This is a genomic window from Flavobacterium keumense, assembly GCF_029866485.1.
GTDB classification, from domain to species: domain Bacteria; phylum Bacteroidota; class Bacteroidia; order Flavobacteriales; family Flavobacteriaceae; genus Flavobacterium; species Flavobacterium keumense.
This window is the reverse complement of sequence record NZ_CP092332.1, coordinates 320,103-346,991: the sequence shown is the minus strand read 5'-3', so window position 1 is coordinate 346,991 and position 26,889 is coordinate 320,103. Positions and strand designations below refer to the sequence as shown.

General features: G+C 33.7%; 16 protein-coding genes. 10 read left to right on the top strand and 6 right to left on the bottom strand.

The annotated features are described in order from the left end of the window. Nucleotides 1-2: 2 nt before the first annotated feature. The 6 genes from MG292_RS01480 to MG292_RS01455 form a co-directional block, all read right to left on the bottom strand. Nucleotides 3-1,028: a LacI family DNA-binding transcriptional regulator gene (locus MG292_RS01480; RefSeq protein ID WP_264534460.1), complete on the bottom strand. Its 1,026-nt coding sequence runs from the start codon at nt 1,026-1,028 to the stop codon at nt 3-5. A gap of 232 nt (nt 1,029-1,260) precedes the next feature. Then, a complete protein-coding gene (locus MG292_RS01475) occupies nt 1,261-3,012 on the bottom strand; it encodes a glycoside hydrolase family 13 protein (RefSeq protein ID WP_264534461.1) in 1,752 nt (583 codons plus the stop codon). Nucleotides 3,013-3,033: 21 nt separating this feature from the next. Continuing rightward, the gene (locus tag MG292_RS01470) at nt 3,034-3,450 is read right to left on the bottom strand and encodes a VOC family protein (protein ID WP_229330420.1); all 417 of its coding nucleotides are present in this window, start codon (nt 3,448-3,450) and stop codon (nt 3,034-3,036) included. A gap of 3 nt (nt 3,451-3,453) precedes the next feature. Then, nucleotides 3,454-4,338 carry a carbohydrate kinase family protein gene (locus tag MG292_RS01465; RefSeq protein WP_264534462.1) on the bottom strand — a complete coding sequence of 295 codons (885 nt, stop codon included), beginning with the start codon at nt 4,336-4,338 and terminating at the stop codon, nt 3,454-3,456. 2 nt (nt 4,339-4,340) lie between these two features. Further along, nucleotides 4,341-5,669: a sugar porter family MFS transporter gene (locus MG292_RS01460; RefSeq protein ID WP_374505468.1), complete on the bottom strand. Its 1,329-nt coding sequence runs from the start codon at nt 5,667-5,669 to the stop codon at nt 4,341-4,343. Nucleotides 5,670-5,718: 49 nt separating this feature from the next. After that, entirely contained in the window at nt 5,719-7,305 is a 1,587-nt protein-coding gene (locus tag MG292_RS01455; protein ID WP_264534463.1) for a glycoside hydrolase family 32 protein, read from the bottom strand. A gap of 514 nt (nt 7,306-7,819) precedes the next feature. Between MG292_RS01455 and MG292_RS01450 the strand changes: the two genes are divergently transcribed. The 10 genes from MG292_RS01450 to MG292_RS01405 all read left to right on the top strand — a co-directional run bounded on the left by MG292_RS01450 (nt 7,820) and on the right by MG292_RS01405 (nt 26,872). Beyond that, nucleotides 7,820-10,891: a SusC/RagA family TonB-linked outer membrane protein gene (locus tag MG292_RS01450; protein ID WP_264534464.1), complete on the top strand. Its 3,072-nt coding sequence runs from the start codon at nt 7,820-7,822 to the stop codon at nt 10,889-10,891. Between the two features lie 11 nt (nt 10,892-10,902). Then, the gene (locus MG292_RS01445) at nt 10,903-12,486 is read left to right on the top strand and encodes a RagB/SusD family nutrient uptake outer membrane protein (protein WP_264534465.1); all 1,584 of its coding nucleotides are present in this window, start codon (nt 10,903-10,905) and stop codon (nt 12,484-12,486) included. A gap of 182 nt (nt 12,487-12,668) precedes the next feature. Continuing rightward, nucleotides 12,669-15,983, top strand: a complete 3,315-nt coding sequence (locus MG292_RS01440) for a VCBS repeat-containing protein (protein ID WP_264534466.1) — start codon at nt 12,669-12,671, stop codon at nt 15,981-15,983. Beyond that, entirely contained in the window at nt 15,976-19,233 is a 3,258-nt protein-coding gene (locus tag MG292_RS01435; RefSeq protein ID WP_264534467.1) for a VCBS repeat-containing protein, read from the top strand. The genes MG292_RS01440 and MG292_RS01435 overlap by 8 nt, the downstream gene beginning before the upstream one ends. A 19-nt stretch (nt 19,234-19,252) precedes the next feature. Continuing rightward, nucleotides 19,253-20,611, top strand: coding sequence for a vanadium-dependent haloperoxidase (locus MG292_RS01430; RefSeq protein ID WP_264534468.1), 1,359 nt, complete (start codon nt 19,253-19,255; stop codon nt 20,609-20,611). Between the two features lie 14 nt (nt 20,612-20,625). Then, complete coding sequence (locus MG292_RS01425; protein WP_264534469.1) at nt 20,626-21,537, top strand: GyrI-like domain-containing protein; 912 nt, start codon at nt 20,626-20,628, stop codon at nt 21,535-21,537. Nucleotides 21,538-21,670: 133 nt separating this feature from the next. After that, a complete protein-coding gene (locus MG292_RS01420) occupies nt 21,671-22,969 on the top strand; it encodes an MFS transporter (RefSeq protein ID WP_264534470.1) in 1,299 nt (432 codons plus the stop codon). Between the two features lie 37 nt (nt 22,970-23,006). After that, a complete protein-coding gene (locus MG292_RS01415) occupies nt 23,007-23,951 on the top strand; it encodes a carbohydrate kinase family protein (RefSeq protein ID WP_264534471.1) in 945 nt (314 codons plus the stop codon). A gap of 63 nt (nt 23,952-24,014) precedes the next feature. Then, a complete protein-coding gene (locus MG292_RS01410; RefSeq protein WP_264534472.1) occupies nt 24,015-24,440 on the top strand; it encodes a CBS domain-containing protein in 426 nt (141 codons plus the stop codon). Nucleotides 24,441-24,595: 155 nt separating this feature from the next. Next, nucleotides 24,596-26,872 carry an NADP-dependent malic enzyme gene (locus MG292_RS01405; RefSeq protein WP_264534473.1) on the top strand — a complete coding sequence of 759 codons (2,277 nt, stop codon included), beginning with the start codon at nt 24,596-24,598 and terminating at the stop codon, nt 26,870-26,872. Nucleotides 26,873-26,889: the final 17 nt, after the last annotated feature.

The following is a 26,889-nucleotide window of genomic DNA, read 5'->3' as shown; positions in this document are numbered from 1 at the left end:
ATTTAGTTTGCAATACTTGATTTTCTGATAATGATTTCAGTAGGAAGTTCGATGATTTTTGGGTTACATTCTTTATCTTCTTTTCTTGAGATCATTTCTTCCAATAATAGGTTAAAAGCTTCTTTTCCCATCTCATGACTAGGTTGTTCTACGGTACTTAATTTGGGCGTAATTACTTGTGACATAAACCAATTACTAAAACCAATTATTTTGACATCTGTAGGGATATTAATTTTTTGTTCATTACAGTAAGCCAATACACCTACTGCAACAAGATCGGTAATAGCAAATATTCCATCAACGTCTGGATGTTCTTCAAAGAGTTGTTTAGCATACTCATAACCCTCTTCAAAATTTACTTTCTCACAAGCATAAACTAATTTAGAATCAAAAGGGATGTTGTTTTTTTCTAATGCCTTTTTGTATCCCAAATAGCGATCAATAGAGTTTTGAGGATTAAGAGGTCCTCTAATGTGGGCAATTTTTTTACATCCATTATCAATTAGGTGTTGTGTAGCTTCAAACCCTGCTTTTTGATCATCAATAATTACTTTAGAGCACTTAGCTAATTTGGCAATTTTATCAAACATTACCAAGGGAATTTTACGCTTAATAATCTCCTGAATGTGATTGTCATTATTGGATTCATTTGAGAGCGACATTAAAATACCATCAACTCTTTTATTGATAAGTAATTCAACTTGTTTCTTTTCCAGTTCTAAGGTTTCATTAGATTGCAAAATGATAACGAGGTAGCCGTTTTTTTCAGCTTCATCTATTATTGCTTTTATAATATTTGAAAAAAAATGATGTGATACTTCAGGGATTATTAATCCAATGGTTTTAGATTCTTTAGTTCTTAAATTTACTGCAAAGCTATTGGGTGTATAATTTAAATTTTGTGCTAATTCTTTAACCGCATTCTTTGTTTTTTCACTAACATCAGGATAATTTTTTAACGCTTTAGAAACTGTTGTAATCGAAATTCCTAAGGTGGTTGCAATTTCTTTAAGAGTGATATCTTTCATTATCTTGATGTTTCTTAGTAATTAGTTATAGCAGATTGATTCTGTTCTACCTCAATTTAAAGCTTGTTTTTGGCATACAAATTTATCAACAATATTATTGATTTTTATCAAATGATTAACCAATAAATTAAATAATTACAAATTATAAATCTAACGTTATATTTTAAACATTATAAGAGTTCTTAATAAAAAAGCGGTTTCCATTTGAAACCGCTTTTATTAAGATTATCTTTTATTTTAACTCTAAAATCACAGCCTCGTACGGTCGTAATGTATTGTTTTTTATAGATTTAGACTTTGGGTAATTGGCTAATAAAATTCTTGATTTTTCTGTTGAAAATCCTAAATTATACGAACTTTCTTTTTCCGTAAAGTTCAATACAATTACTATTTTTTTGCCATCAAGTTCTCTTAGGTATGAAAATACATTTGGATTTTCTCGGTCTAAAAGAGTGTATTTTCCATATTGAAGCACAGGATTTGCCTTACGAACTTTTACTAATTTTCTGTAATAATTCAATACTGAATTTGGATCTTTTTCTTGTGCTTCGGCATTAATGAATGTATAGTTTGGATTCACTTTTAACCAAGGTTTTCCTGTTGTAAACCCACCATTTGCCCTAGCATTCCACTGAAATGGAGTTCTTCCATTCTCTCTTGATGTTTGTTTCTTGTTTTCTAAAAAGGCATGTAAATCACCACCTGCGTTTTTAAGCTCTTCGTATTTGTTTCGAGTATCAACATCGTTGTAATCCTCGATTTTGTCAAAACGAATATTGACCATTCCAATTTCATCTCCATTGAAGTTGTAAGGAGTTCCTCTCATAGTCATGACAAAAGTGGAAAGCATTTTGGAAGAAATAGCTCTAAATTGCGGAGTGTCATTTCCAAATTTACTTACCATTCTGGGTTGGTCATGGTTTGCTAAAAAGATAGAAAGCCATCCTTTGTCTTTAAAAACTTCATCATATCTTGAAAATATGTCTTTGTATTTTACTAAGCCAAATTCACGAACATGATTCCCAATATCGACACTTTCAAAGTGATAAGCTAAATTCAACTCTTTACGAGCTGGATCAACAAACTTCATTGCCGCTTCAGGAGAATCTCCTGCTCCTTCTGAAACGGTCATAGCATCTGGGTATTTGCTAAGGACCTCGCGGTTCATTTCTTGAATGTGTTCATGGAGCCTTGGTCCGTTTCCGTAAAATTTGATAATTTCAAGCGTGTTTTTAACAATTTCTTTTGGTAATTCAGGGAAAGTATCATCTTTTGAAATAAATTGGAAAGCATCCATTCTAAATCCGTCGATTCCTTTGTTCAACCAAAACGCCATGATGTCATAAATTTCTTTACGAAGTGCAGGGTTATTCCAGTTTAAGTCAGGTTGTTTTTGAGAAAAATAGTGTAGGTAATACGCATTGGTTGTGGCATCGTATTTCCATGCATTACTTTTTACATCAAAAAAGCTCCAACGGTAAGGAGGAGTTCCTTTTTCGGCAGGCCACCAATAGTAGTAATCACGGTATTTATTGTCTCTAGAACTTTTGGATTGTTTGAACCATTCGTGTTCATCACTACTATGATTGACTACCATATCCATGATTAATTTGATGTTTCTTTTGTGCATTTCTTTTAACAAAAGATCAAAATCTGCCATCGTTCCAAAATCCTTCAAGATTTCTCTGTAGTTGCTAATGTCATAACCATTATCATCGTTTGGAGAATCATAAATAGGGCTTAGCCAAACCGCGTCAATTCCTAAACTTTTCAGGTAATCTAATTTTGAAATAATCCCTTTAATATCGCCAATTCCATCTCCATCGCTGTCTTTAAAACTTCGAGGGTAAATTTGGTAAATCACGGCTTCTTTCCACCATTTTGCATCGCTACTTTTAACAATAGTAGTTTTGTTTTCTTGTGCTGTCATAGAAGCCAAAGAAGCAAAAAATAAGGCAATTAATAGTAATTGTTTTTTAATCATAAGTAAGTCAAAATTTAGTTTTTATTTAATGATTTCGTTGAACTCCAAACGTTCTCCGTCAGGACCTAAAATATTGAAATATTTACAGCCTTTATTCCAAAAATCCAGGAAAACAGGTTCTGTTTCAAGAATGGTGAAATTGTTTTCTTTCAGTGTTTTGAAAGTTAAATCAATATCATCTACATCAAAGGCAACGTGGTCAATATGTCCGTCTTTTCTATTAGCAATTTCGGACAGGTGAGAGGCTGGCATTTGGTATAATTCCAAAATCATAGTGCCACGTTGCATCATGGCGACAATTCCACCTTTTTCACCTTCAATTTCAAAGGTTGATGGCATGACATTTTTAAAACCGAATTGCTCATAAAAAGCAATTGATTTTTGAAGGTTGGAAACTGGAATTCCAATGTGTTGTATGTGGTTTATTTTTAAATCCATGGTCTAGATTTGCATAAATTCAGCAATAGCTTCAGGTGAAATTGTTGGATTAGCACCTTCGTTTTGAGCGACTAAAGCACCTAAGGCACAAGCAAAATCAATCGCATTTTGAGGTGCAACTCCCGTTAATAATTTGGTTAACAAACCTGCCAAAAATGAATCACCAGCACCTACTGTATCGGCTACGGTTATTTTATACCCACTATTGTAAAATAATTGATTGTTGTATAACAAAACGGCTCCGTGACTGCCTTTGGTTACACAAATATGTTTAGTGTTAGTTTTTTCGGCAATAAACTGAATATTTTGTTCCAAAGAATGAAAAGGAGAGCCTAGATACTCGCTAATTTCATACAATTCATCATCATTAAATTTGATGAAATCAGCTTTCTTCATTAAGTCTGAAAGTAATTCTTTGGTGTAAAAAGGCGCTCTTAAATTCACATCAAAAATTTTATATTTAGCACAATTTAGCAGACTTAATAAGCTTTGGTAAGAGGTGTTGTCTCTACAAACTAAACTTCCAAAAACAAGTGCGTCCGCATTGGCAACTACATTTTGAGCTTCAGGAGTAGCTTCAATTTTATCCCAAGCTACAGGATAATTGATGGTGTATGAAGCCGAACCTTTTTCGTCTAATTTAACTAATACTTCACCTGTTGCAAAGGTGTTGTCAACTTGGATAGAGTCTGTACTTACACCATTTTGGCTAACAAAATCAAGTAATTCTTTACCGATTTCATCCTGCCCAATACGACTAATGATTTGCGTGTTAATTCCTAATGAAGCCATACGAAGTGCAACATTCAAAGGCGCTCCTCCAATTTTTCTGTGTGTTGGAAAAACGTCAAATAAGACCTCGCCAAAACAAACTATTTTTGTAGCCATAGTTATTCTTTATTAGATAAACTTTCAGACAATTCTTCCAATGTTCTTCCTTTAGTTTCAGGCATTTTAAAGAAAACCCAAAGCAACTGGAATACCATCATAATACAGAAAATAGCAAATACAGTTGTAGTACCAATTTCTTTGAATAAAAACGGAATAAATGATGGGATTAAAGCTGCTAAAACCCAGTGAACAGAAGTTCCAAAAGAAGTACCTGCCGCTCTTAATTTATTAGGAAACAATTCAGATATAAATACCCATATTACCGCTCCTTGTCCAACGGCGTGAGAGGCAATAAATAAGAAAAAGAATGCAGGAACAGCCATCCCTTTCCATTCGTAGAAAAAAGCAGTTGTTACTAATCCTAATGAAACAATATAACCCACCGAACCTAGATACATCAAGGTTTTTCGACCGTATTTATCGATTAATGAAATACCAATCATGGTAAATAATAAATTAATAGCACCAATCCCAATACTGCTTAAGAAAGAAGCTGATTTTTCTAATCCCGCTAATTCAAAAATACGTGGCGCATAATATAAAAACGCATTAATTCCAGAAAGTTGGTTGAAAAAGGCAATGAAAAAAGCCAATAACAACGGTTTTCTGTATTTTTTCATAAATATAGATTCATTTTTAACCTCTTGAGCGGTTTCTTTTTCAATAGCGGCCATTTCTTCGGCTACTTGAGCGTCAGTATTTACTTGTTTTAGAATAAAAATTGCTTGTTCTCTGTCTTTTTTGTATTCAAAAATCCAACGCGGACTTTCTGGAATGCCAAAAACCAAAAGGGTATAAACAAATGCTGGAAATGCTTGGATTCCTAGCATCCAACGCCAAGAATTTTCACCAATATCTTGTAAATAAAAATTAGAAGTGAAGGCAATAAGAATTCCAAATACGATATTAAATTGGTACAAAGCCACTAATTTTCCACGGTCTTTAGCGGGAGCAATTTCTGATACATAGGTAGGTGCTGCAATGGTCGAGGCACCAATTCCAATTCCGCCGATAAATCTAAAAATAGAGAAAATGATTGAATCGTTCGCAAAGGCTGTTCCTAATGCAGAAATGAAAAATAAAAGTCCGATGATAATTAATGTCTTTTTTCTTCCTAAAATATTAGTAGGATAAGAGCCAAAAATAGCGCCAATAACGGTTCCCCATAAAGCAGATGACATCACCACCAAACCGTGGTATAAATCGGAAGAACCCCATAATTGTTGTAACTGTTTGTCGGCACCTGAAATTACAACGGTATCGAAACCGAATAAGAATCCTGCCAAGGCTACTACAATGGACCAGTAGAGAATTTTTTTGTTGTTCATTTTTTTAGTTTTTGTGGTTGAGTTAATTTTGAGTTGGAAAGATACTATTTTACCAAATTCCTTTTACAGATTGAAAATAGATATTTTTAATTTCTTGATTTTCAGAAGACTGAATAATTAATTTTGTATAGGGTTGATTTGGAAAAAGTTGTTCAGTAAAAGTGTACACTCCTTGGTTTAAGAAAATTTCAATCGAAGACCAATCTAAAATAATTTGAAAATCTAGTGATTTTGAACCCAAATTGGGAGTAAGAGTGGTGTGAATTTTTTCTCCAAAACTCTTCTCAAAATTAACCTTGCCCGAATGGCGTCTGTCAATTTCAAAAATTTGTTTTTTGGCATCGTAATTTAGTACAAGCAAGTCATTTGCTTCATTTGTAAAAATCAATTTCAGATTTTTGTTTTTGGCATTGAATTGAATTTGAGATTGATTCAATTTAGAGTAAACGAAAGTTTTTTCATTTCCTTTTTCAATTTCAATTTTTTCTTTTGAGTAGTCTGTAGTTAATTGCTTTTTGAACGGTTCAACTGGTTTGCTTTGTAGTACATAATCTCCATTAATTGTTGAAAGAGATAGCGTTCTAGCTAAAGTCATTGCGCTTCTCCAATTGGTTGTTGGCGTATTTCGAGCATAATTCCAGTTACTCATCCAGCCTAAAAATACGCGTTCGTTCTTGGGCGCATCGTTGTAAGTAACACCTGCGTAATTATCGGTTCCGTAGTCTACCCATTTTATTTCTTTTTGCGCAGTTGTAAACGTTTTTCCGTCAAAATCGCCAATAAAATATTGGATACCTGAACCGCCATTGGGCGCTCCTGGATTAATGCTTACTAAAAGTACCCATTTTTCTTCTTGAGTTCCGTCTATCTTTAGTTTGAATAGGTCAGGGCATTCCCAAACGCCTCCGTGTGCGCCATTGTTTTGTCCAAACTCCCCTTCTAGTTTCCAATGAAGCAAGTTGTTGGACGTATAAAATTGAGCACGATCTCCCGCAACTAAAACTAAGTTCCATATTTTGGCATCTTCGTTCCAAAATACTTTAGGGTCTCTGAAGTCACGAAAAGTTGTATTATTGATAATGGGGTTCGCCTCATATTTTTTCCAAGTTGTTCCTTCGTCTAAACTGTATGCTAAGCCTTGGGTTTGTGTGTTGATTTTACCTGATTTTTCAAATTCCATATTGTGGTAGGTGAAAATAGCAATCATTGGAGGGTTTTCTTTGGTACCAAGACCTGAAGTGTTATTTACATCCATTACGGCACTACCCGAAAAGATGTATCCTAAATGATCTGGAAATAAAGCCATTTTTTTGTGTTGCCAATGAATTAAATCTGTGCTCGTGGCATGTCCCCAATGCATAGGGCCCCAAACAATATCCTCTGGGTAATATTGGTAAAATAAATGGTAGATTCCTTTATAGTACAACAATCCGTTAGGGTCGTTCATCCATTTTTTTTCGGGCGAAAAATGAAATTGTGGTCTAAAAGGTTCTTTGTAATATTGAGTAGAGTCAACAGCGATAGTTTCTTTTGATGAAATTGAAATAGGATGTATTTCTTGCGCTATGCCTTGTAAAGCCAATAGGCTGCTTATGAATAAGCGAACGGCTACTGTTTTATTTCTTTTAAATTCCATCTCGTTTTTTTTGGTGGCTAAAAATACTATCTTTTAACTAGAGTTATCATGTAAGAGCGTTATTATGTTTAAGAATCAATCCGAAAACGTTGTCGTATCTCCAAATCCTTAAATTTTGAAGAGATTAATAGTGTCTTCTATCTACTTTAGTTATATGTAACAGCTTAGTTTTAAATAGTTGATAATTTAAAAATTGATTAATAAATGATAATAATTAAGAGAAATTCACTAATCGCTGAATATTTTTCAATAAAAATTCTATAAACAGCTCTTTTTTGTGAATATTTCAATAAAAAAGTCATAATAATTATTGAAAATGTTTTTTTATCCCTTTTTTTTTGAAAGGTATCTATTTTTTAAATCGTTTTTTTGAGGTTACTACAACAAATCGAAAACGTTTTCGGAGCCCCGAAAACGATATAGTTGACTTTTTCTTAATATTTTCATAAAATTAATATTATGTTTGGTGCAATATTTAAAACAAACCATTTATTAACCAACTTATTTTTTACGTATGAAAAATAGTCTACTTAAAGGCTTGATGGTACTAGTAACCATCCTATGTACAAGTTTGACATACTCGCAAGATGTGTCAGGTACCGTATCCGATGCTAGCGGACCTCTTCCAGGGGCTTCTGTTTTAGTTAAAGGAACGACAAAAGGAGCGCAAACAGATTTTGATGGTAAATTTACTATCAAAAATGTGGGCTCAAACGCAGTTTTAGTTTTTAGTTACATTGGTCTTAAAACACAAGAAGTAAATGTAGCAGGAAGAAGTAATGTAAATGTTACTTTAAAAGAAGATTCAGCAGAATTAAAAGAAGTAGTCGTAATTGGTTACGGTTCTGTGAAGAAAAAAGATGCTACAGGAGCAGTTGATCAATTAAGCGCTAAAAGCTTTGACAACGTAGGAGCTCCATCTCCAGCAGATTTGTTGAGAGGTAAAGTTTCTGGGGTTCAAGTAACTTCTGCAAGTGGTGAGCCAGGAGCTGGTGCTAGCATCAGAATTCGTGGTAATTCATCTATTCGTTCAGGAAATGGACCGCTTATCGTGGTTGATGGTGTGCCATTGGATGGAGGAGATGTTTCTGCAGGTGGTAGTGATATTGGTTTGGGAGCTTCTTCTGCAAGAAACCCATTGAACTTTATCAATCAAAACGATATCGAGAGTATGTCGATCTTGAAAGATGCGTCATCTACTGCTATTTACGGTTCTCGTGGAGCAAATGGGGTAATTGTTATTACTACCAAAAAATCAAAATCTAAAGAGCCTCAATTAACGTATTCTAACTCATTTACATTTAGTACTTTGTCAAGTAATTTGACTATGATGGATGCTACAGAATATGCTAGTCGAGTTGCTTCAGGAGACGTAACTAGAAAAGCTGCTGCGATTGCTGATGCATTAGCTAACGGTAAGTCACAAGCTGAAGCTAATGCGGCTGGTGAAGCTGCTAAATTTGATCAAGGAGGTAGATCTTATAATTGGGAAGATGCAATTCTTCAATCAGGTTTGACTAGTAATCATGATTTAGCGTTTACAAAGTCTACAGAGAATTCGTCAACTCGTTTCGCTGTTGGTGCTTCTAATACTGAAGGGATTGTAAAAAATACAGGATTAGACAAGTATACTTTAGCTTTCAATAACTCTAATGATTTCTTTGGCGGAGCTTTGAAAGTTGATACTAAAGTTAATTATGCTAGTTTGAGAGATAAAGCGTCTTTAATTTCAAACAATGCAGGATATATTGGGAATGTTATTGGGGCAGCATTATACTGGAATCCAACTTTACCTATTTACAACACTAATGGTTCTTATTACACAAAAAGTAATACTTACATTAACCCAGTTCATTTATTGAATGCTTACACAGATTACACTAATACTAACAAATTATTAGCAAGTATTAAATCTACTTTGAAGCTTAATGACAATTTGAACTATCAATTTTTATTTGGTATAGAGACTTCTAATTCAGCTAGAAAATTCCAATTAAACCCAACTATTGATATTCAAAATGTAGCACAAGCAACTCCTCCTGGAGCATCTTCTGCTAAATTTGGTCAAGCAGGAATTTCAAATGTTGAAAAATTTAACAAAACATTTGAGCATACTTTGAACTACAACAAAACGTTCAATGATAATTTTGTAATGGATGCATTATTGGGTTATTCTTACTACCAATACAATGCTAATGGTAATGATGTGTCTGCAAAAGGATTTTCTGCAAATCAAATGAATTTAATTGACAATATTGAAGGAGGTTTACAAAACGAATACCGTGCGTCTTCATGGAAAAATCAAGTAGAATTACAATCTTTCTTTGGAAGGGTAAATGCTACTTTATACAAAAAATTCCTAGTAACAGCTACAATGCGTGCTGACGGTTCTACTAAATTAGGTAAAAACAACAAATATGGCTCTTTTCCATCTGTAGGTTTGGGTTACAAAGTATTTGAAGACAAAGCAGGTTTAGTAAACAGTTTGAAACTAAGAGCTAACTATGGTATCACTGGTAACCAAGAGTTTGCTGTGAATTCAGCAGTTGCTCGTGCTTCTTACGGAAACAATGGTTCGTTAAATGTGGATACTAATGCTAACCCTGATTTGAAATGGGAAACTACTACTTCTTCAGGTGTAGGAGTTGATTTCGGCTTATTGAATAACAGATTGACAGGTACTGTAGATTATTTCCAAAGAGATACTCAGGATTTAATTTTCCCTGTACCATCAGCAGCTACTCAACCAGGTCCACCATCACCTCGATTTGTAAATTTACCAGGAAACTTGATCAACAAAGGTCTTGAGGTAAGTGCAAACTACAAAATTATCGATTCAGAAAAATTAACTTGGGATGTTGCTGCTAATGCCTCTTTCTTGAGTAATAAAATGGAAAACTTCGCTGGATTCATCCAAGCAGGTGCTTTAAATGGTCAAGGTTTGACAGGAGCTTATGCGCAAGTAGTTACTAATAATCAACCAATCTACAGCTACTATATGTACGAGTGGAGAGGATATGACTCTACAGGAGCTTCTATCTATGCAGATGCAGCAGGTGCTGATGCATCTTTAGGTTTAGCGGCTAAAAAATTAGTTGGAAAACAAGGGTTGCCAAAAATGAACTTAGGTTTTTCTACTAATGTAACCTACAAAAACTTTGATGCAGCGGTTTCATTCTACGGAGCATTTGGTCACTATTTATACAACAATACTTCAAATGCGTATTTCTTTAAAGGAGCATTTGAAGGTGGAAGAAATGTACCTAGCAGTGTAGCTACTTCAGCTCAAGCTCAAGGAGATCCTAACTCACCTTCTACTAAATACTTAGAGAAAGGAGATTTCTTAAGAATGGGTAACTTGACCGTAGGATATACTTTCAACGGTGCTGCTTTAGAGAAAATGAAAATCAAATCAGCGCGTTTCTTTGTAAACGGTCAAAACTTATTGTTGTTCACCAACTACTCTGGATTTGATCCTGAAGTGAATACTGATAAATCAATGAATGGAGTTCCATCTGCTGGTATTGATTACTTATCATATCCACGTTCAAAAGCAATTGCTTTAGGTCTTAATGTAACTTTTTAATACTAATATCAATGAAAAGAAATAATATAATAAAAGGATTTTTATACTTAGGTATAGCTTCTTTTAGCATCGGGTGTACTAACTTAGATGAAAAAATCTTAGATGGTGTTTCCAATGATACTTCTGGAGGAGGAACTATTAATACAGCTGCACTTTTAGAAACTGCATACAATGGTTTACGTGATTTCAATGGTCAAGGAGGAGTGTATGCCTTGAATGAAATGTCAACGGATGCTATGGTAGGTCCTACTCGTGGAGGTGACTGGGATGATAATGGAGTGTGGAGACAAATTCATACGCAAACTTGGGCGCCTGACCATGGTGAAGTTAGAGGGGCTTGGAATTCCTTATTATCAAATGTTTACAATTGTAATTTGATAATTGAAAATGGTGGGACTACCGCTCAAAAAGTTGAAGCTCGTTTCTTGCGTGCTTGGTACTACTATAACATTGTAGATTTATTTGGTCAAGCACCATACAGACCAGCAGGTTCAGCTTTAACAGAAGATCCAAAAGTTTGGTCTCGTTCTGAAGCTACAGATTTTATTATCTCTGAATTGGAGGCTATCGTTAATAGTTTGCCAAACAGAACAGCTAACGATGCAAGTATTGCAAATAAAGATGCGGCTCACTTTTTGTTAGCTAAAGTATATTTGAACAAAGGAGTATTCAAAGCTTCTAATCCTGCGGGACCTTATACTTTTGATGCCGCGGATATGACTAAAGTGGTACAACACGTTGATGCTATTACAAATACTTTATCAACGGATTACTGGTCTAATTTTGAAACTAATAACAATACTTCTAGTGAAATAATTTTCTCTTCAAAAAATATCCAAGGTGGAGATGGAGGAAATATGCAATCTAAATGGAGGATGTGTAATCATTATAACCAGAGCCCTTCAGGCTGGAATGGATTTACTACAGTAGCTGATTACTATAGTACATTTAACACATCTGATAAACGTATTAGTTATTCTACACCTACTATACTTTCTAATTTCGGAAATCCTGTTGGATTCTTGGTAGGTCAAATCAAAAACGGTAAAAATATTGACGCAAAAGGAAGTCCTAAAGATGCTAATGGTAATGCTTACACAAATTTAGCAGCAGGTACTTTAAATTTGAAAGACAGAAATGGTAATCCTTTAGTGTTTACTTCTGCTATTACTTTGATTACTTCTGGGACTACATTAGAAACAGCTGGTATTCGTGGTATCAAATACGTTCCTGATGCTGTTAATATTGAAAAACCTGATAATGATTTAGTATTAATGCGTTATTCAGATGCCTTATTAATGAAAGCAGAAGCTATCACTAGAGGTGGTACAGGTACTGGAGTAGCTACAATTTTATCTAATCTTGCAACTAGAGCGGGTGTTACTGCAGCTGCTGCAACTTTGGATGGTATTTATGCTGAAAGAGGTAGAGAATTATGGTGGGAAGGATGGAGAAGAAACGATGCAATTCGTTTTGGAAAATTCTTAGCTGCTAGAGCTTTGAAACCATATGCTTCAGATGCTAAATATTTATTGTATCCAATTCCTGCGGATGCATTATTTAACTCTAATTTATCTCAAAATCCTGGTTATTAATAGCTAGATTTAGATAAGTATATTGTAAGGAGGGTGTAACACCCTCCTTATTTTTTTAAGAGCCGTTACGGCTCTTTTTTATTTCAATAATTTCACAAAATAGCTTGATTTATGAGGGTTTAAATTTTTTTATATACTGAATAATCCATAAATTGCTCGCTATATTTTTGATTTTAAAATAAATGAATATTGTCATGTTGAAACGCATTTTCTTTTTTATTCTTTTTGGAATACTTGTGAGTTGTTCAAAAGGAAATTCTGACACTCTTTTTACTCCATTGGACAGCTCAGATACGGGTATTGATTTCATTAATGAAGTAAAAAACGGTAAGAATATGAACATCTTCAAGTACCGTAATTTTTATAATGGAGGAGGTGTGGCCATAGGAGATATTAATAATGATGGTTTAGCGGATGTTTTTTTTACCTCCAATCAAGGAGAAAATAAATTGTACTTAAATAAAGGCAATTTGAAGTTTGAAGATATTTCTGAAGAATCAGGAATTGTTGGCAAAAAAGCATGGTCAACAGGAGTAGTAATGGTGGATATTAATGGTGATGGTTTTTTAGATATTTATGTGTGCGACGCAGGGAGTAATATAGACGCTATTAGAAAAAGTCAGTTGTATATCAATAATGGTAACGCTACATTTACAGAGAAAGCGAAAGAATATAATTTAGCCGATACAGGAATAACTACTCATGCTGCTTTTTTTGATTATGATAAAGATGGAGACTTAGATTGCTATATATTAAACAATAGTTTTATACCTGTAAATTCATTGAATTATTCCAACAAGAGGGAATTACGTGATAAAGATTGGGATGTAGCCGATATTTTAAAAGGAGGAGGGGATAGATTATTACGCAATGATAACGGTAAATTTGTTGATGTGAGCGAGGCTTCGGGTATTTATGGCAGTTTAATAGGGTTTGGACTAGGAGTTACAGTAGGGGATGTAAATGGAGATTTGTATCCAGACATCTATGTTTCTAATGATTTTTATGAAAGGGATTATTTGTATATTAATAATAAAAACGGCACTTTTTCTGAACAAATTCAGATATGGGCAACCCATATTAGTCAATCCTCAATGGGTGCCGATTTAGCAGACATCAACAATGATGGTAAATCAGATATTTTTACAACCGATATGTTACCAGAGGGGGATGAGCGATTGAAAACAACCACTAGTTTTGATAATTATGATTTATTAAGACGAAAGCTGAACATGGATTTTTTTAATCAATATATGGCCAATGCCTTGCACATTAATGAAGGGGCTTATTTTACAGAAATTGCTCATTTTGCTGGAGTTGGGAAAACAGATTGGAGTTGGGGGGCTTTGATGTTTGATATGGATAATGATGGTTATAAAGATATTTATGTGTGTAATGGCATTTATAATGATTTGACTAATCAAGATTTTATGGATTTTTTTGCTAATGAGGTGATGCAAAAAATGGTGGTCACTGGACAAAAAGAAGATATAGAAACTATTATTGGTAAAATGCCAAGTACTCCAATTCCGAATTATGCTTACAAGAACAACCATGACTTAACATTTACTAATACTGCAGTAAATTGGGGCTTAGCAACACCGAGTTTTTCTAATGGAGCTGCTTATGGGGATTTAGATAATGATGGGGATTTGGATTTGGTGGTTAATAATGTCAACATGCAATCATTTGTTTATCGAAATAATTCAGAAAAGAACAAAACCAATCATTTTGTGAAAGTAAAGTTGAAAGGAGACAAACAAAATACGTTTGCAGTAGGTAGTGTAGTAGAGTTGTATTCGGGCAAAGAGATTATTCGTCAAGAATTGATTCCGTCAAGAGGGTTTCAGTCTTCTATTGATTATGTAATGACTTTTGGATTGGGGAATAAAAAAATTGATTCATTACAAGTTATTTGGCCGAATGGCAAATCACAAACGATTAAAAAAGTAGCTTTAAACACAACAATTAATTTGTCGATTGTTGATGCGAAATCCGATTATGTTGTTAAAACAACTCAGCCAAAGCCTTTGTTTAAAGAACTGAAATCAAATTTTGTTGCACATAAGGAAAATGATTTTATTGATTTTGATTATGAAGGTTTAATATCTAAAATGCTTTCGCAAGAAGGTCCTTCATTAGCAGTTGGAGATATTAATGGAGATGGAAATGAAGATGTATTTATTGGCGGAGCCAAAGGGCAATCAGCTAAAATTTATGTCAATAAAGGGAATAATAGTTTTAGTGTTACCGCACAAAAAGCCCTGGATATTGATGCTGGTTTTGAAGATACCGCAGCAAGCTTCTTGGATGTTGATAAAGATGGAGACTTGGATTTGTTAGTAGGTTCAGGCGGAAATGAGAGAACTAGTCCTACACTGTATGCCAATCGTCTTTATTTGAACAATGGACAAGGTTTATTTATGAAATCAATTACAACACTCCCTTCTGCCACAACGAATGTGTCGGTTATTGCTCCTTCTGATTTTGATAATGATGGCGATATTGATGTTTTTATAGGAAGTAGAAGTGTACCTGGAGTGTATGGAATTGACCCAAAACATGTGTTGTTAGAAAATGATGGGAAAGGAAATTTCAGTAATGTAACTGATAAGAAAGCCTTTAAACTAAACTCAGTAGGAATGATTACCGATGCGGTTTGGGAAGATGTTGATAGCGATGGTAAAAAAGATTTAATTGTTGTTGGTGATTGGATGGCACCGCAAATTTTTAAAAATACTGGTAGACGTTTAAGTCCTTTTAAATCTAATTTGACAAATTATTCAGGTTTTTGGAACTCGGTGCAATGTGTAGATTTGAATAATGATGGTAAAAAAGATTTTATTCTAGGTAATAAAGGAACAAATACGCCTTATAAAGCTACGGCTAAAAATCCGATGAAATTGTTTACCAACGATTTTGATAGTAATGGAACAATTGAACAAATTACGACTCGTTTTATAGACGGAAAGGATAAACCAATTAATTTGAAACAAGAACTAGCAAAACAAATTCCTTTTATTAAAAAGAAAAACCTAAGTTATACTGATTATGCAGTCAAATCAATTCAAGAAATTTTTGAACCTGAGTTGATCGCTAGTTCAATCCAAAAAAGTGCGGTTATTCAAGAAAGTGTAGTTGCGATGAATAAAGGAAATGGACAGTTTGCAATTCAAAAATTACCATCTCAAGTACAATTTTCTACCGTCAATGCGATTTGTGTGATGGATGTCAACAAAGATGGTATTTTGGATATTATTCTTGGAGGCAATCAATATGATTTTAAACCACAGTTTGGTCGTTTAGATGCTAATCATGGAAGTGTATTGATAGGAAATAAAAAAGGTAATTTTACTTGGTTGCCAAATGCTACTTCCGGATTGTTTATTACAGGAGAAGTTCAAAAAATAAAGACCATTAAAAATAAAAACAATACCACTGCTATACTAGCGGTTATAAATAATTCTACTCCAAAATTATATAGTAGCAATGAATAAGTTTATTTCAATAGGTTTAGCTGCATTGCTATTTATTGGTTGTTCAAAGACTGAAAATCAATTATTTGAAAAACTGTCACCAGATGTTAGTAATGTGAAGTTTTCAAATCAACTAGATGAGTCAAAAAACATTTCTATATTGGATTACCTCTATTATTATAATGGAGGTGGAGTTGCTTTAGGGGATATTAATAATGACGGATTAGTCGATATTTATTTTACATCAAATCAAGGGAAAAATAAATTATACCTTAATAAAGGCAACAATACTTTTGAAGATATTTCGGTAAAAGCAGCAGTAGAAGGAAAAAGCGATTGGCAAACGGGAGCTATTATGGCTGATGTAAATGGGGATGGCTATTTAGATATCTATGTTTGTGCTGTGGTTGGAATTCATGGGTTTGAAGGGCATAATGAATTATATATCAACAATAAGGATAATACTTTTACTGAAAGTGCTTCAGAATATGGATTGGATATAGATAATTATAGTACATCTGCTGCTTTTTTTGATTATGATAATGATGGCGATTTGGACATGTATTTATTAAACCACGCAGTTCATTCTGAAGTCTCTTATGGAAAAGCTGACATTAGAAACAAAAGAAATTATGAAACTGGGGATAAATTATTCCAAAATAACAATGGCCATTTTGTTGATGTAAGTGAAAAAGCTGGAATTTTTGGTGGTGCCAATGGATATGGTTTAGGAATTGCAATCTCTGATTTTAACTTAGATGGTAATCCAGATATTTATGTGTGTAATGATTTTCATGAGGATGATTATTACTATTTGAATAATGGTGATGGGACTTTTACAGAGAGCATGAAAAATTATTTTGGACACACCAGTCGTTTTTCTATGGGGGTAGATGCTGCCGATATCAATCACGATGGATTTCCAGATTTGATGACTTTAGATATGTTACCTGAGGATGAAACGGTATTGAAATCCTCAGCAGGAGATGATAATCCTCAGATGTTAAAGTATAGAATAGAAAAATTAGGTTATCATTACCAATATACAAGAAATATGTTGCAAATTAATCAAGGAGGGCAACATTTTACAGAGCAAGCATTGTTGAGTGGTGTAGCGGCAACAGACTGGAGTTGGAGTGCATTATTTGCAGATTATGATCAAGATGGAGAGCAAGACATATTTGTGTGTAATGGAATACCTAAACGTCCTAACGATTTGGATTACATCAAGTATTATTCCAATCAAAGTATAAAAACAAAATTAAATGCTACTAAATTGTTAGACAAACAGGCATTGGAAAAAATGCCAAAAGGAAATGTCTCTAACTATGTATTTCAAGGAGGAAAAAATTTACAGTTTATTAATAAATCTAAAGAATGGATCACAAATGATTCCATTATTTCTAATGGAGGGGCGTATGCTGATTTGGACAATGATGGTGATTTAGATATTGTGACCAATAATTTGAATAGTGTAGCTTCTATTTATAGCAATAAGACGGATGAGAAAGCACATTATTTAAAATTAAAATTGCGTTTTGGAGGAAAGAATACTTTTGCAGTTGGAAGTAAAGTAATTTCGTATGTCAAAGGAAAAAAGCAATTTAAAGAAATTCAAACTACTCGAGGTTTTCAATCCAGTTCAGAACCGATTGTTCATTTTGGTTATGGAAAAATAAGTCAAGTAGATTCAATTCAAATTATTTGGCCGGATAAAACATACCAAACTCTTAAAAATGTAAAAACAAATCAAACGCTGACAATTCAGCCGAATAAGATTCGTAACACATTCAATTATGCTAAATTACATCCTAGAATTTTACCTATTTTTAAAAAATCAGCAACCAATTTAGGAATAGATTTTATACATCAGGAAAATGATTTTGTAGATTTTACAGCTCAAAAATTAATTCCGTATCAACGTTCCGATAGAGGGCCAGCAACAGTAGTTGGAGATTTGAATAATGATGGGAAAAGCGATATTTTCTTCGGTGGAGCTCAAGGAAAACAAGCTGCAATTTATCTTCAAAATGGAAGTGGATTTATTAGAAAATCATTTTCTTCAATAGTTTCAGATTCGATTTATGAAGATGCTTCAGCAGTGATTGCTGATTTGAATAATGATCGTCAAAATGATTTGCTTGTAGCTTCTGGAAGTGGGCAGTATGCAGCCAATTTAATTCATAGATTGTATTCAGGCAATACGTTATTAAAAACCAGTTTCCCAGACACCAAAGCAATGAATGCTTCGGTTATCAAAATAATTGATTTCGATAAAGATGGTGATTTGGATGTATTCATTGGGAATAATTCTAAATCAAATAGTTTTGGTAGAATGCCAAATTGTTATTTGTTTGCTAATAACAAAGGAGTTTTTACATCCGTACAATCCAAGATTTTTGAAGGAATTGGAATGGTAACAGATGCAATAGTTACCGATTTCAATAAAGACGGAAACCAAGACTTGATTGTGGTGGGCGAATGGATGAAACCGAAGTTTTTTGCTAATACAAAAGGTGTATTTAAAGAGGTAACCAATACTTTATTGTCTGGTAATCAAAATGGACTGTGGCAATCTATTGCTGAGTTTGATATTGATCACGATGGTGACCAGGATTATATAATAGGAAATTGGGGAATGAATTCTAAATTTAAAGCTTCGGATACATTTCCAATGAAGATGTATTATGATGATTTTGATACCAATGGGACATTTGAAACCATTGTTACAATAGAAAAAAATGGGAAGTATTATCCAACCATGGGGTTAGATGAATTGGCTGAAGAGTTTAGTGGAATGTTAAAAAAGAAATTTAATACGTATAAATCATTTGCAGGAAAAACAGTGGATGAAATTTTTGATTCCAATATGCTTGAAAAAGCCACTTTGTATGAAGTGCACAATTTGAAATCAGGTTATTTACGTAATGATAAAGGAAAATTTACTTTTGTCCCATTTTCAAATAAATTGCAAGTAGCTCCAATCACATGTTTTGTCAAGAGTGATTTTGATGGAGATGGAAAAGAAGAAGTTTTTGCAGCAGGAAATTATTTTGGGGTTACCCCGTATCATAGTCGATTTGATGGTTTTTCAGGTGCATTGATTAAAGATCAAAAGACAACTTATTTAGGGAATCAAATAGGAATTGATTTAACTCAAAAAGAGGTAAGACATTTAAATATCATTACAATGAATGGTGAAAAATATCTTTTGGTAACAATAAATAATAAAAAAGCGGAAGTGTATGCACTACCAATGAGTAAGAAGTAAACTATATATTTTTTAAAAAATGAAAACTAAAATTTACCTTTTTGGAATACTAGCGATTGTATTCGCTTCTTGTAAAAAAGAACAACCTATAGTGGTTACTACAGATGATTATTGTGCAGCTGTTGATACAGTAACCGGTATTATGGTTCATGATATTTTCTCTCCACCTGTAGCTGCTAGAGTATACGTGTATCCTAATATAGCTGCTTATGAAATTATTGCGCAGAATAGTGCTAAGTATAAAAGTTTACAAGGACAGCTCCATGGTTTAGATTCTATTCCGGAATTAGAGGTTAATAGTGGTGTAAATAAAAATTTAGCAGCATTAATTGCACATATGGAGGTAAGCAAATTACTAATATTCTCAGAGGAGGCATTGGAGAAGTATAGAGATAGCTTGTATGCAAAATGGAATGATGAAAATAAAAAAGAGTTTGATGCTTCAAAACAATACGCCTTAAAGGTCGTGGATAGAATTAAAATATGGATGGGTAAAGACAATTATAAACAAACAAGAACCTACCCTAAATACTCTGTTCATACCGATCAACCTGGTAGATGGCAACCTACTCCACCTGCCTATATGGATGGGGTTGAACCGCATTGGGGGGAGATACGAACTTTAGTGATGGATTCTGCAGCGCAATTTAAACCAAAAGCACCACATCCTTTTTCAACGGATAAGAACTCTTTGTTTTATAAAGAAGCTAAAGAAACCTATGATGTTGGGAATATGATTTCTAAAAAATTAGTGGAATTTGAGAATACTAAATCCACTCAAATTCCTGAAGAATCAGCAATAGCCACTTTTTGGGATTGTAATCCGTATGCAACAGTAACTCAAGGCCACATGATGTTTGCCAAAAAGAAAAACTCACCAGATGCGCATTGGATTAATATTGCAAAAATTGCTTTGAAGAAAACAAAATCTGATTTTGAAACAGCTGTTTTTGTCAACACCAAAACTTCTATTGGAATTTTTGAAAGTTTTATAAGCTGTTGGCATGAAAAATACAGAACGAATGTGATTCGACCAGAAACGTATATTAATTTGTATATTGATGAAAATTGGCGACCACAATTGCAAACACCTCCATTTCCTGAATACACAAGTGGGCATTCTGTAGCTTCTTCTTGTGCTTCGGTTATTTTGACCAGTATTTTTGGGGATAATTTCAGCTACACTGACGATTCGGAAATTCCTTTTGGATTGCCTAAAAGAAATTTTAAATCTTTTAAACAAGCAGCTTCAGAGGCTTCGATAAGTAGATTATATGGAGGAATTCATTACAGAGCTGCAATTGAAAATGGAGTGGTTCAAGGAACTAACCTAGGTAATTTTATCAATAGTAAAATCAATTTTTTTAAAACTAAATAAATCCAATTAAAACAATGAATGCTAAAATTAAATGGTCAATTGTTATAATTTTAAGTGCTCTATTAGGGTGGTATTTTTTAATCAAACAGTCTGATTATATAATTTCTTTTAAAGCTAAAACAGCTACAGGAACTATCTCTCAAGGTGTTCAGGAATGGGCATTTAACCAAAATAGAGTTGGTAAAGAGACAGTAGCTATTTTAGAAAAAAAAGAATATGAACAACTAAAATTAGAATTTTCAAAAGGGGATCGTAAAGTGGAGTATAATTGGGAGATTAATGCTATAAATGATTCGACTTCTGAAGTTAGTATTGGGATTAAAGAATTAGGTCATAGTTTCTATAATCGCTTAACAGCTCCTTTTATTGAAACTCCTTTCAAAAAAGAACAGATTGCTAGAGTAACAGATTTTAAGAATGGACTGGAACAGCATTTGAAAGCTTTTAAGGTAAAAGTTGAGGGAGAGGGTTCTTCAAAATCAGATTATGTAGCCTATATTAAGTTAACTAGTATTATGTCTGAAAAAGCACAAACTATGATAAGTAATGATGGTTATATCACAGGCTATTTACAAAAAAATAATATTAAAATTATTGGGAAGCCTTATGTTGAAGTCACTAATTGGAATAGAGATAAAGAAACATTAGAGTTTAATTATTGTTTTCCAGTCTCTAAACAAGCCATCCAAGTGCCAGATGCTAAAGTGAAATTTAAGGCTATACCTTCTATTAAAGGCTTGAAAGCCACTTATTATGGAAATTTTAGAACTTCTGATAGGGCTTGGTTTGCTCTTATAGATTACGCTAAAAGAAATCAGATTAATTTAGAAAATAGAGTTCTAGAAAACTTCTTAGCCAATCCATTTAATGGAGGAAATGAATTAGAATGGGAAACAAAAATAATTATCCCTTTCGCTTCAAAATAAGACTATTTTTCTTTGATAAATTAGTCAACTCGAAAACGTTTTCGCGATAAACGAAAACGTTTTTTGTATTATTAGCCCTTTAGATTGTTATTTTCAGACTATTTTTATAAACTAACCAAATAAACCAAACCCGATGAGTACAAAATTAAAATTAAGTTTCTGGCAAATAATTAATATGAATGTTGGATTTTTTGGTATCCAATATAGTTTTGGTTTGCAGCAAAGTGCAGTCAATCCTATTTATGATTTTTTAGGTGCAAATCCAGATCAAATCCCTATTCTGAACCTTGCAGGACCATTAACTGGATTGTTAATTCAACCGATTATCGGGGCTATGAGTGATAAAACATGGCACCCACGTTGGGGACGACGCAAACCCTATTTTTTTATAGGCGCTATGATTTGTAGTTTGGCATTATTGCTATACCCATTTAGTAGTTCATTATGGATGGCGGCGGGATTATTATTATTATTAGACGTTGGAAATAATACCGCTATGGAACCGTATCGCGCATTTGTTGCCGATACATTAGACGAAGAACAACAGCCAACAGGTTTTCAAGCGCAAAGTTTCTTTACTGGTTTTGGACAGTTTTTGTCTTATATTTCACTTTTCTTATTTCCAATAGTTTTTGTTGGATATACAGGTTCTTTGCCTAATTGGATTTATGCCTCTTTTTTTCTTGGATCAGTATTATCCATCACTTCTATTTGGTGGAGTATGAAAAAAACTCCCGAAATACCACCAACACAAGAAGAGTTAGTTCAACTTAAAGCAGAGCCATTAAATATATTCTCACCATTTATAGATATTTATAAAGCGGTTTTGGAGATGCCTAAAGTAATGTGGCAGTTATTTTTAGTATATTTATTTCAGTGGTATGCTTTAATGTGTTACTGGCAAAATAATGCTAAAAGTATTGCGCTTTCGGTTTGGAATACGACCCCAAAAAATAAATCTCTTTATGAAAATGCAGTTGAATGGAATGGGTTGATAGGAGCTTTTGGATTTATAATTACCTTTTCAGTTGCTTTTTACTTGGCTAAATTAGCTAAAAAGTACAGCCCAAAATTAGTGCATTTTGCTTGTTTGGTTTTAGCAGGTTTAAGTTTTATCATTTTTCCGACTGTACATAATCAATATTTGTTTTTTGCAATTATTATCGGTTATGGTGTTGGTTGGGCGAGTATGATGGGTATTCCGTATTTAATCATTGTTAATAATATTCCTAAGGAGCGATATGGAGTGTATATGGGAATTATCAATATGATGATTGTAATTCCAATGATTATTCAGAATCTTACTTTTGGATATGTCTTGAAAAATTTCTTAAATAATGATGCTCGATTAGCTATAGTTTTTGCTGGGGTTTTGTTAATTATAGGTGCACTTTGCACACTCTTGATAAAATCAAAGAAAGTTTCTCATTAGTAACTAGTATAAATTTTTTAATCTTTATAATTTTAAATTGGAAAAAACAGTTGACCTTATATGTGCAGGAGAAGTGCTTATAGATTTTATAGGCCATGAAGTAAATACATCAATTAATAGAACCAAAGATTACCACCGCTTTCTGGGAGGTTCACCAACAAACGTTGCTGTAAATGCCACCCGTTTGGGCTTAAAGTCAGTTATAGTAGCAACCTGTGGTGAAGATGGCTTGGGCGAATATATCGTTCGAAAGTTAAAAGATAACCATGTAATTACATCTCAGGTTCGAAAATCAGAAACAGAACCTACTTCGGTAATTTTTGTGTCAAAGTCGACAGGAACACCTGATTTTATTCCGTACAGAGAGGCTGATTATCAAATTTTACCTTCTCAAATTCCAGATGAATTGTTAGAAAGGGCTAAAATCTTTCATACTACTTGTTTTGCTTTAAGCAAAAATCCAGCCCGAACTACGATTGTAGAAAGTGCCAAAAAAGCCAAAGCTTTAGGATTGCAAACCAGTATTGATATTAACTTTTCGGAACGAATTTGGCCAGACAGAGAAGAAGCCAAACAGGTGTTGCGAGAGTATTTGTCAACTAATCCTTTGGTAAAATTGAGTGAAGACGATTGCTACCGCCTTTTTGCCGCTTCAAAAACCGAAGATTATATTTTTGACTATTTCCATGATTTGGGTGCTTCTACTATTTGTTTGACCAAAGGTAAAGATGGAGTCGTTTTGTCTGATAAAGAATTCGGAATGTTCCATCAACAAGCCACTCGAATAGATGATATTAAAGACACCACAGGAGCAGGAGATGCTTTTTGGACTGGATTTTTGTATGCCCGTTTGTTAGGAAAAGACTTTGAGGAAACGATTACGATTGCCCAAAAATTAGCCGTTTTAAAATTACAAAACGTTGGAAGACTTCCAGAAGGGATTAATATTCAGGAGTATTTAGGGGCAGAAGTAGCTAAATAAGCTTCTAAAAGTTGTTTTTTTGAACATTTTTTTTAACTTTATAGTTCACTAAAAATACTTGTTATGACTGTAAACCAAATCCTAAATGCTAAAGGAAAGGAAGTCTATTCTGTCCTTTCATCTCATACAGTGTATGAAGCATTAACTGTAATGAGTGAAAAAAATATAGGTGCAATTCTCGTAATTGAAGATGCCATTTTAAAAGGAATTCTTTCAGAGAGAGATTACGCCCGTAAAATCGTTTTGAAAGATAAATCATCTAAAGAGACCTTAGTTAAAGAAATTATGGTAAGTGAGGTAATCTGTGTCAAACCATCCGATACTTTAGAGTATTGTATGGAGTTGATGAATACCAAAAAAATAAGACATTTGCCTGTTTTAGAAGAAGATAAGGTAATTGGGATTATTTCAATTAGTGATGTTGTAAAAGCTATTATTGAGATTCAAAAAGATACGATTAATCATCTAAATTCGTATATAACACAATAAAAAATTAAAAAAAAATAGGAAACAGCTACAGTAATTTGTAGCTGTTTTTTTTGACATTTACTTGAAAATAGTACTCTTACTTGTAAAAGAATGAACTTAATCTCTCCTATTTCGGTCAAGAGTTCTATCTTTGTCAATTAGAAAAATAGAACCAAATGGATAAAAATAATAAAAAAAGTGAGGCTTTATTATATCATTCAAAACCCCAGCCAGGTAAAATTCAAGTACTTCCAACTAAAAAATACGCTACACAAAGAGATTTGTCTTTAGCCTATTCTCCTGGTGTAGCCGAACCTTGTTTGGAAATTGCAAAAGACATTAATGATGTCTATAAATATACTACAAAAGGGAATTTAGTTGCAGTAATTTCAAACGGTACCGCTGTTTTAGGATTAGGAGATATCGGTCCTGAAGCTTCTAAGCCAGTGATGGAAGGTAAAGGTTTGTTGTTTAAAATTTTTGCTGGAATTGATGTGTTTGATATTGAGGTGGACACCAAAAATGTAGAAGAATTTATTCAAACCGTTAAAAATATTGCACCCACTTTTGGAGGAATCAATTTAGAAGATATCAAAGCACCAGAATCATTTGAGATTGAGCGTCGTTTGGTTGATGAATTGAATATTCCAGTAATGCATGATGATCAACATGGAACGGCAATTATTTCTTCAGCAGCGCTTATTAATGCCTTAGAATTAGCAGGCAAGAAAGCCGAAGACATGAAAATGGTGGTTTCTGGTGCTGGTTCTGCCGCCTTGGCTTGTGCCGATTTATACATTTTATTAGGAGTAAAATTAGAAAATATATTGATGTTTAATAGTAAAGGTTTGTTAACCAAAGACAATCCTTCGTTATCATCATTACAACAAAAATATGCTAAGGATATGCCACAGATGACATTGGCAGAGGCTTTAGTAGGGGCAGACATCTTCTTAGGATTATCGTCGGGAGATATTATGTCGCCTGAGATGTTATTAACAATGGCAGATAATCCAATTGTTTTTGCTATGGCAAATCCAATTCCAGAAATTGATTATAATCTAGCTATTGCTACCCGAAAAGATGTGATCATGGCAACAGGAAGATCTGATTTCCCTAATCAGGTGAATAATGTACTTGGGTTTCCATATATTTTTAGAGGTGCATTAGATGTTCGCGCTACTAAAATTAACGAAGCGATGAAAATGGCTGCGGTTAGAGCTTTGGCTGCCTTGGCAAAAGAACATGTGCCAGAACAAGTAAACATAGCTTACGGAGTGACTAAATTGACTTTTGGTAGAGAATACATTATTCCTTCGCCATTTGATCCAAGATTAATCACTGTGGTGGCACCTGCTGTAGCTAAAGCAGCTATGGATTCAGGAGTGGCATTAAATCCAATTACCGATTGGAATGAATATGAAGAATCGCTTTTAGAGCGTTTGGGACACGACAATAAAATGGTTCGCTTAATTACCAATAGAGCCAAAAGAGATCCGAAACGTATTGTTTTTGCTGAAGCAGATCATTTAGATGTATTGAAAGCAGCTCAAATTGTTCACGAAGAAGGAATTGGTTATCCAATTCTGTTAGGGGATAAGGAAGTAATTTTAGAATTAAAAAATGAAATAGGCTTTGATGCAGATGTCACTATTATTGATACTAAAATTGCCGAGGAAGAAGAGAGACGAAATCGATTTGCAAATGCGTATTGGAAAACAAGACAAAGACGAGGAATTTCGTTGTTAGACGCTCAAAAATTAATGAGAGAAAGAAATTATTTTGCTGCTATGATGGTGAATGAAGGAGAGGCCGATGCTTTGGTTTCTGGACACTCGAGAAGTTATCCTTCGGTGGTAAAACCAATGTTACAATTAATAGATAAAGCGCCAGGAGTTTCTATTGTGGCTACTACTAATATGATGATGACGGCTCGTGGACCAATGTTTTTGTCAGACACAGCAATTAATATTAATCCGTCTGCAGATGACTTAGCCAAAATTGCTGTTATGACTGCCAAAACGGCAAGAATGTTTGGAATTGAACCTGTAATTGCTATGGTGTCATTCTCTAATTTTGGGTCATCAACCAATGAAGGTGCAGCAAAAGTGAGAGAAGCAGTGGCGTATTTGCATAAAAATCATCCCGATTTGATAGTAGATGGAGAAATTCAAGCTGATTTTGCTTTAAATCAAGAGATGCTGGAGAAAAAATTTCCATTTTCTAAATTGGCGGGTAAAAAAGTAAACACCTTAATTTTTCCTAATTTAGAGTCGGCCAATATAACTTATAAATTATTGAAAGAGTTGAATAGTGTAGAGTCTATTGGGCCAATTATGTTGGGAATGGGTAAGCCAGTTCATATCTTTCAATTAGGAGCTAGTGTAGAAGAAATGGTTAACATGGCTGCTATTGCAGTGATTGACGCTCAAGAAAAACAAAAAAACAATTAAATTGAGATAATAATTTA

Coding starts and splice junctions, on each gene's coding strand:
- MG292_RS01480 (WP_264534460.1), bottom strand. CDS start 1,028: ATGAAAGATATCACTCTTAAAGAAATTGCAACCACCTTAGGAATTTCG.
- MG292_RS01475 (WP_264534461.1), bottom strand. CDS start 3,012: ATGATTAAAAAACAATTACTATTAATTGCCTTATTTTTTGCTTCTTTG.
- MG292_RS01470 (WP_229330420.1), bottom strand. CDS start 3,450: ATGGATTTAAAAATAAACCACATACAACACATTGGAATTCCAGTTTCC.
- MG292_RS01465 (WP_264534462.1), bottom strand. CDS start 4,338: ATGGCTACAAAAATAGTTTGTTTTGGCGAGGTCTTATTTGACGTTTTT.
- MG292_RS01460 (WP_374505468.1), bottom strand. CDS start 5,669: ATGAACAACAAAAAAATTCTCTACTGGTCCATTGTAGTAGCCTTGGCA.
- MG292_RS01455 (WP_264534463.1), bottom strand. CDS start 7,305: ATGGAATTTAAAAGAAATAAAACAGTAGCCGTTCGCTTATTCATAAGC.
- MG292_RS01450 (WP_264534464.1), top strand. CDS start 7,820: ATGAAAAATAGTCTACTTAAAGGCTTGATGGTACTAGTAACCATCCTA.
- MG292_RS01445 (WP_264534465.1), top strand. CDS start 10,903: ATGAAAAGAAATAATATAATAAAAGGATTTTTATACTTAGGTATAGCT.
- MG292_RS01440 (WP_264534466.1), top strand. CDS start 12,669: ATGAATATTGTCATGTTGAAACGCATTTTCTTTTTTATTCTTTTTGGA.
- MG292_RS01435 (WP_264534467.1), top strand. CDS start 15,976: ATGAATAAGTTTATTTCAATAGGTTTAGCTGCATTGCTATTTATTGGT.
- MG292_RS01430 (WP_264534468.1), top strand. CDS start 19,253: ATGAAAACTAAAATTTACCTTTTTGGAATACTAGCGATTGTATTCGCT.
- MG292_RS01425 (WP_264534469.1), top strand. CDS start 20,626: ATGAATGCTAAAATTAAATGGTCAATTGTTATAATTTTAAGTGCTCTA.
- MG292_RS01420 (WP_264534470.1), top strand. CDS start 21,671: ATGAGTACAAAATTAAAATTAAGTTTCTGGCAAATAATTAATATGAAT.
- MG292_RS01410 (WP_264534472.1), top strand. CDS start 24,015: ATGACTGTAAACCAAATCCTAAATGCTAAAGGAAAGGAAGTCTATTCT.
- MG292_RS01405 (WP_264534473.1), top strand. CDS start 24,596: ATGGATAAAAATAATAAAAAAAGTGAGGCTTTATTATATCATTCAAAA.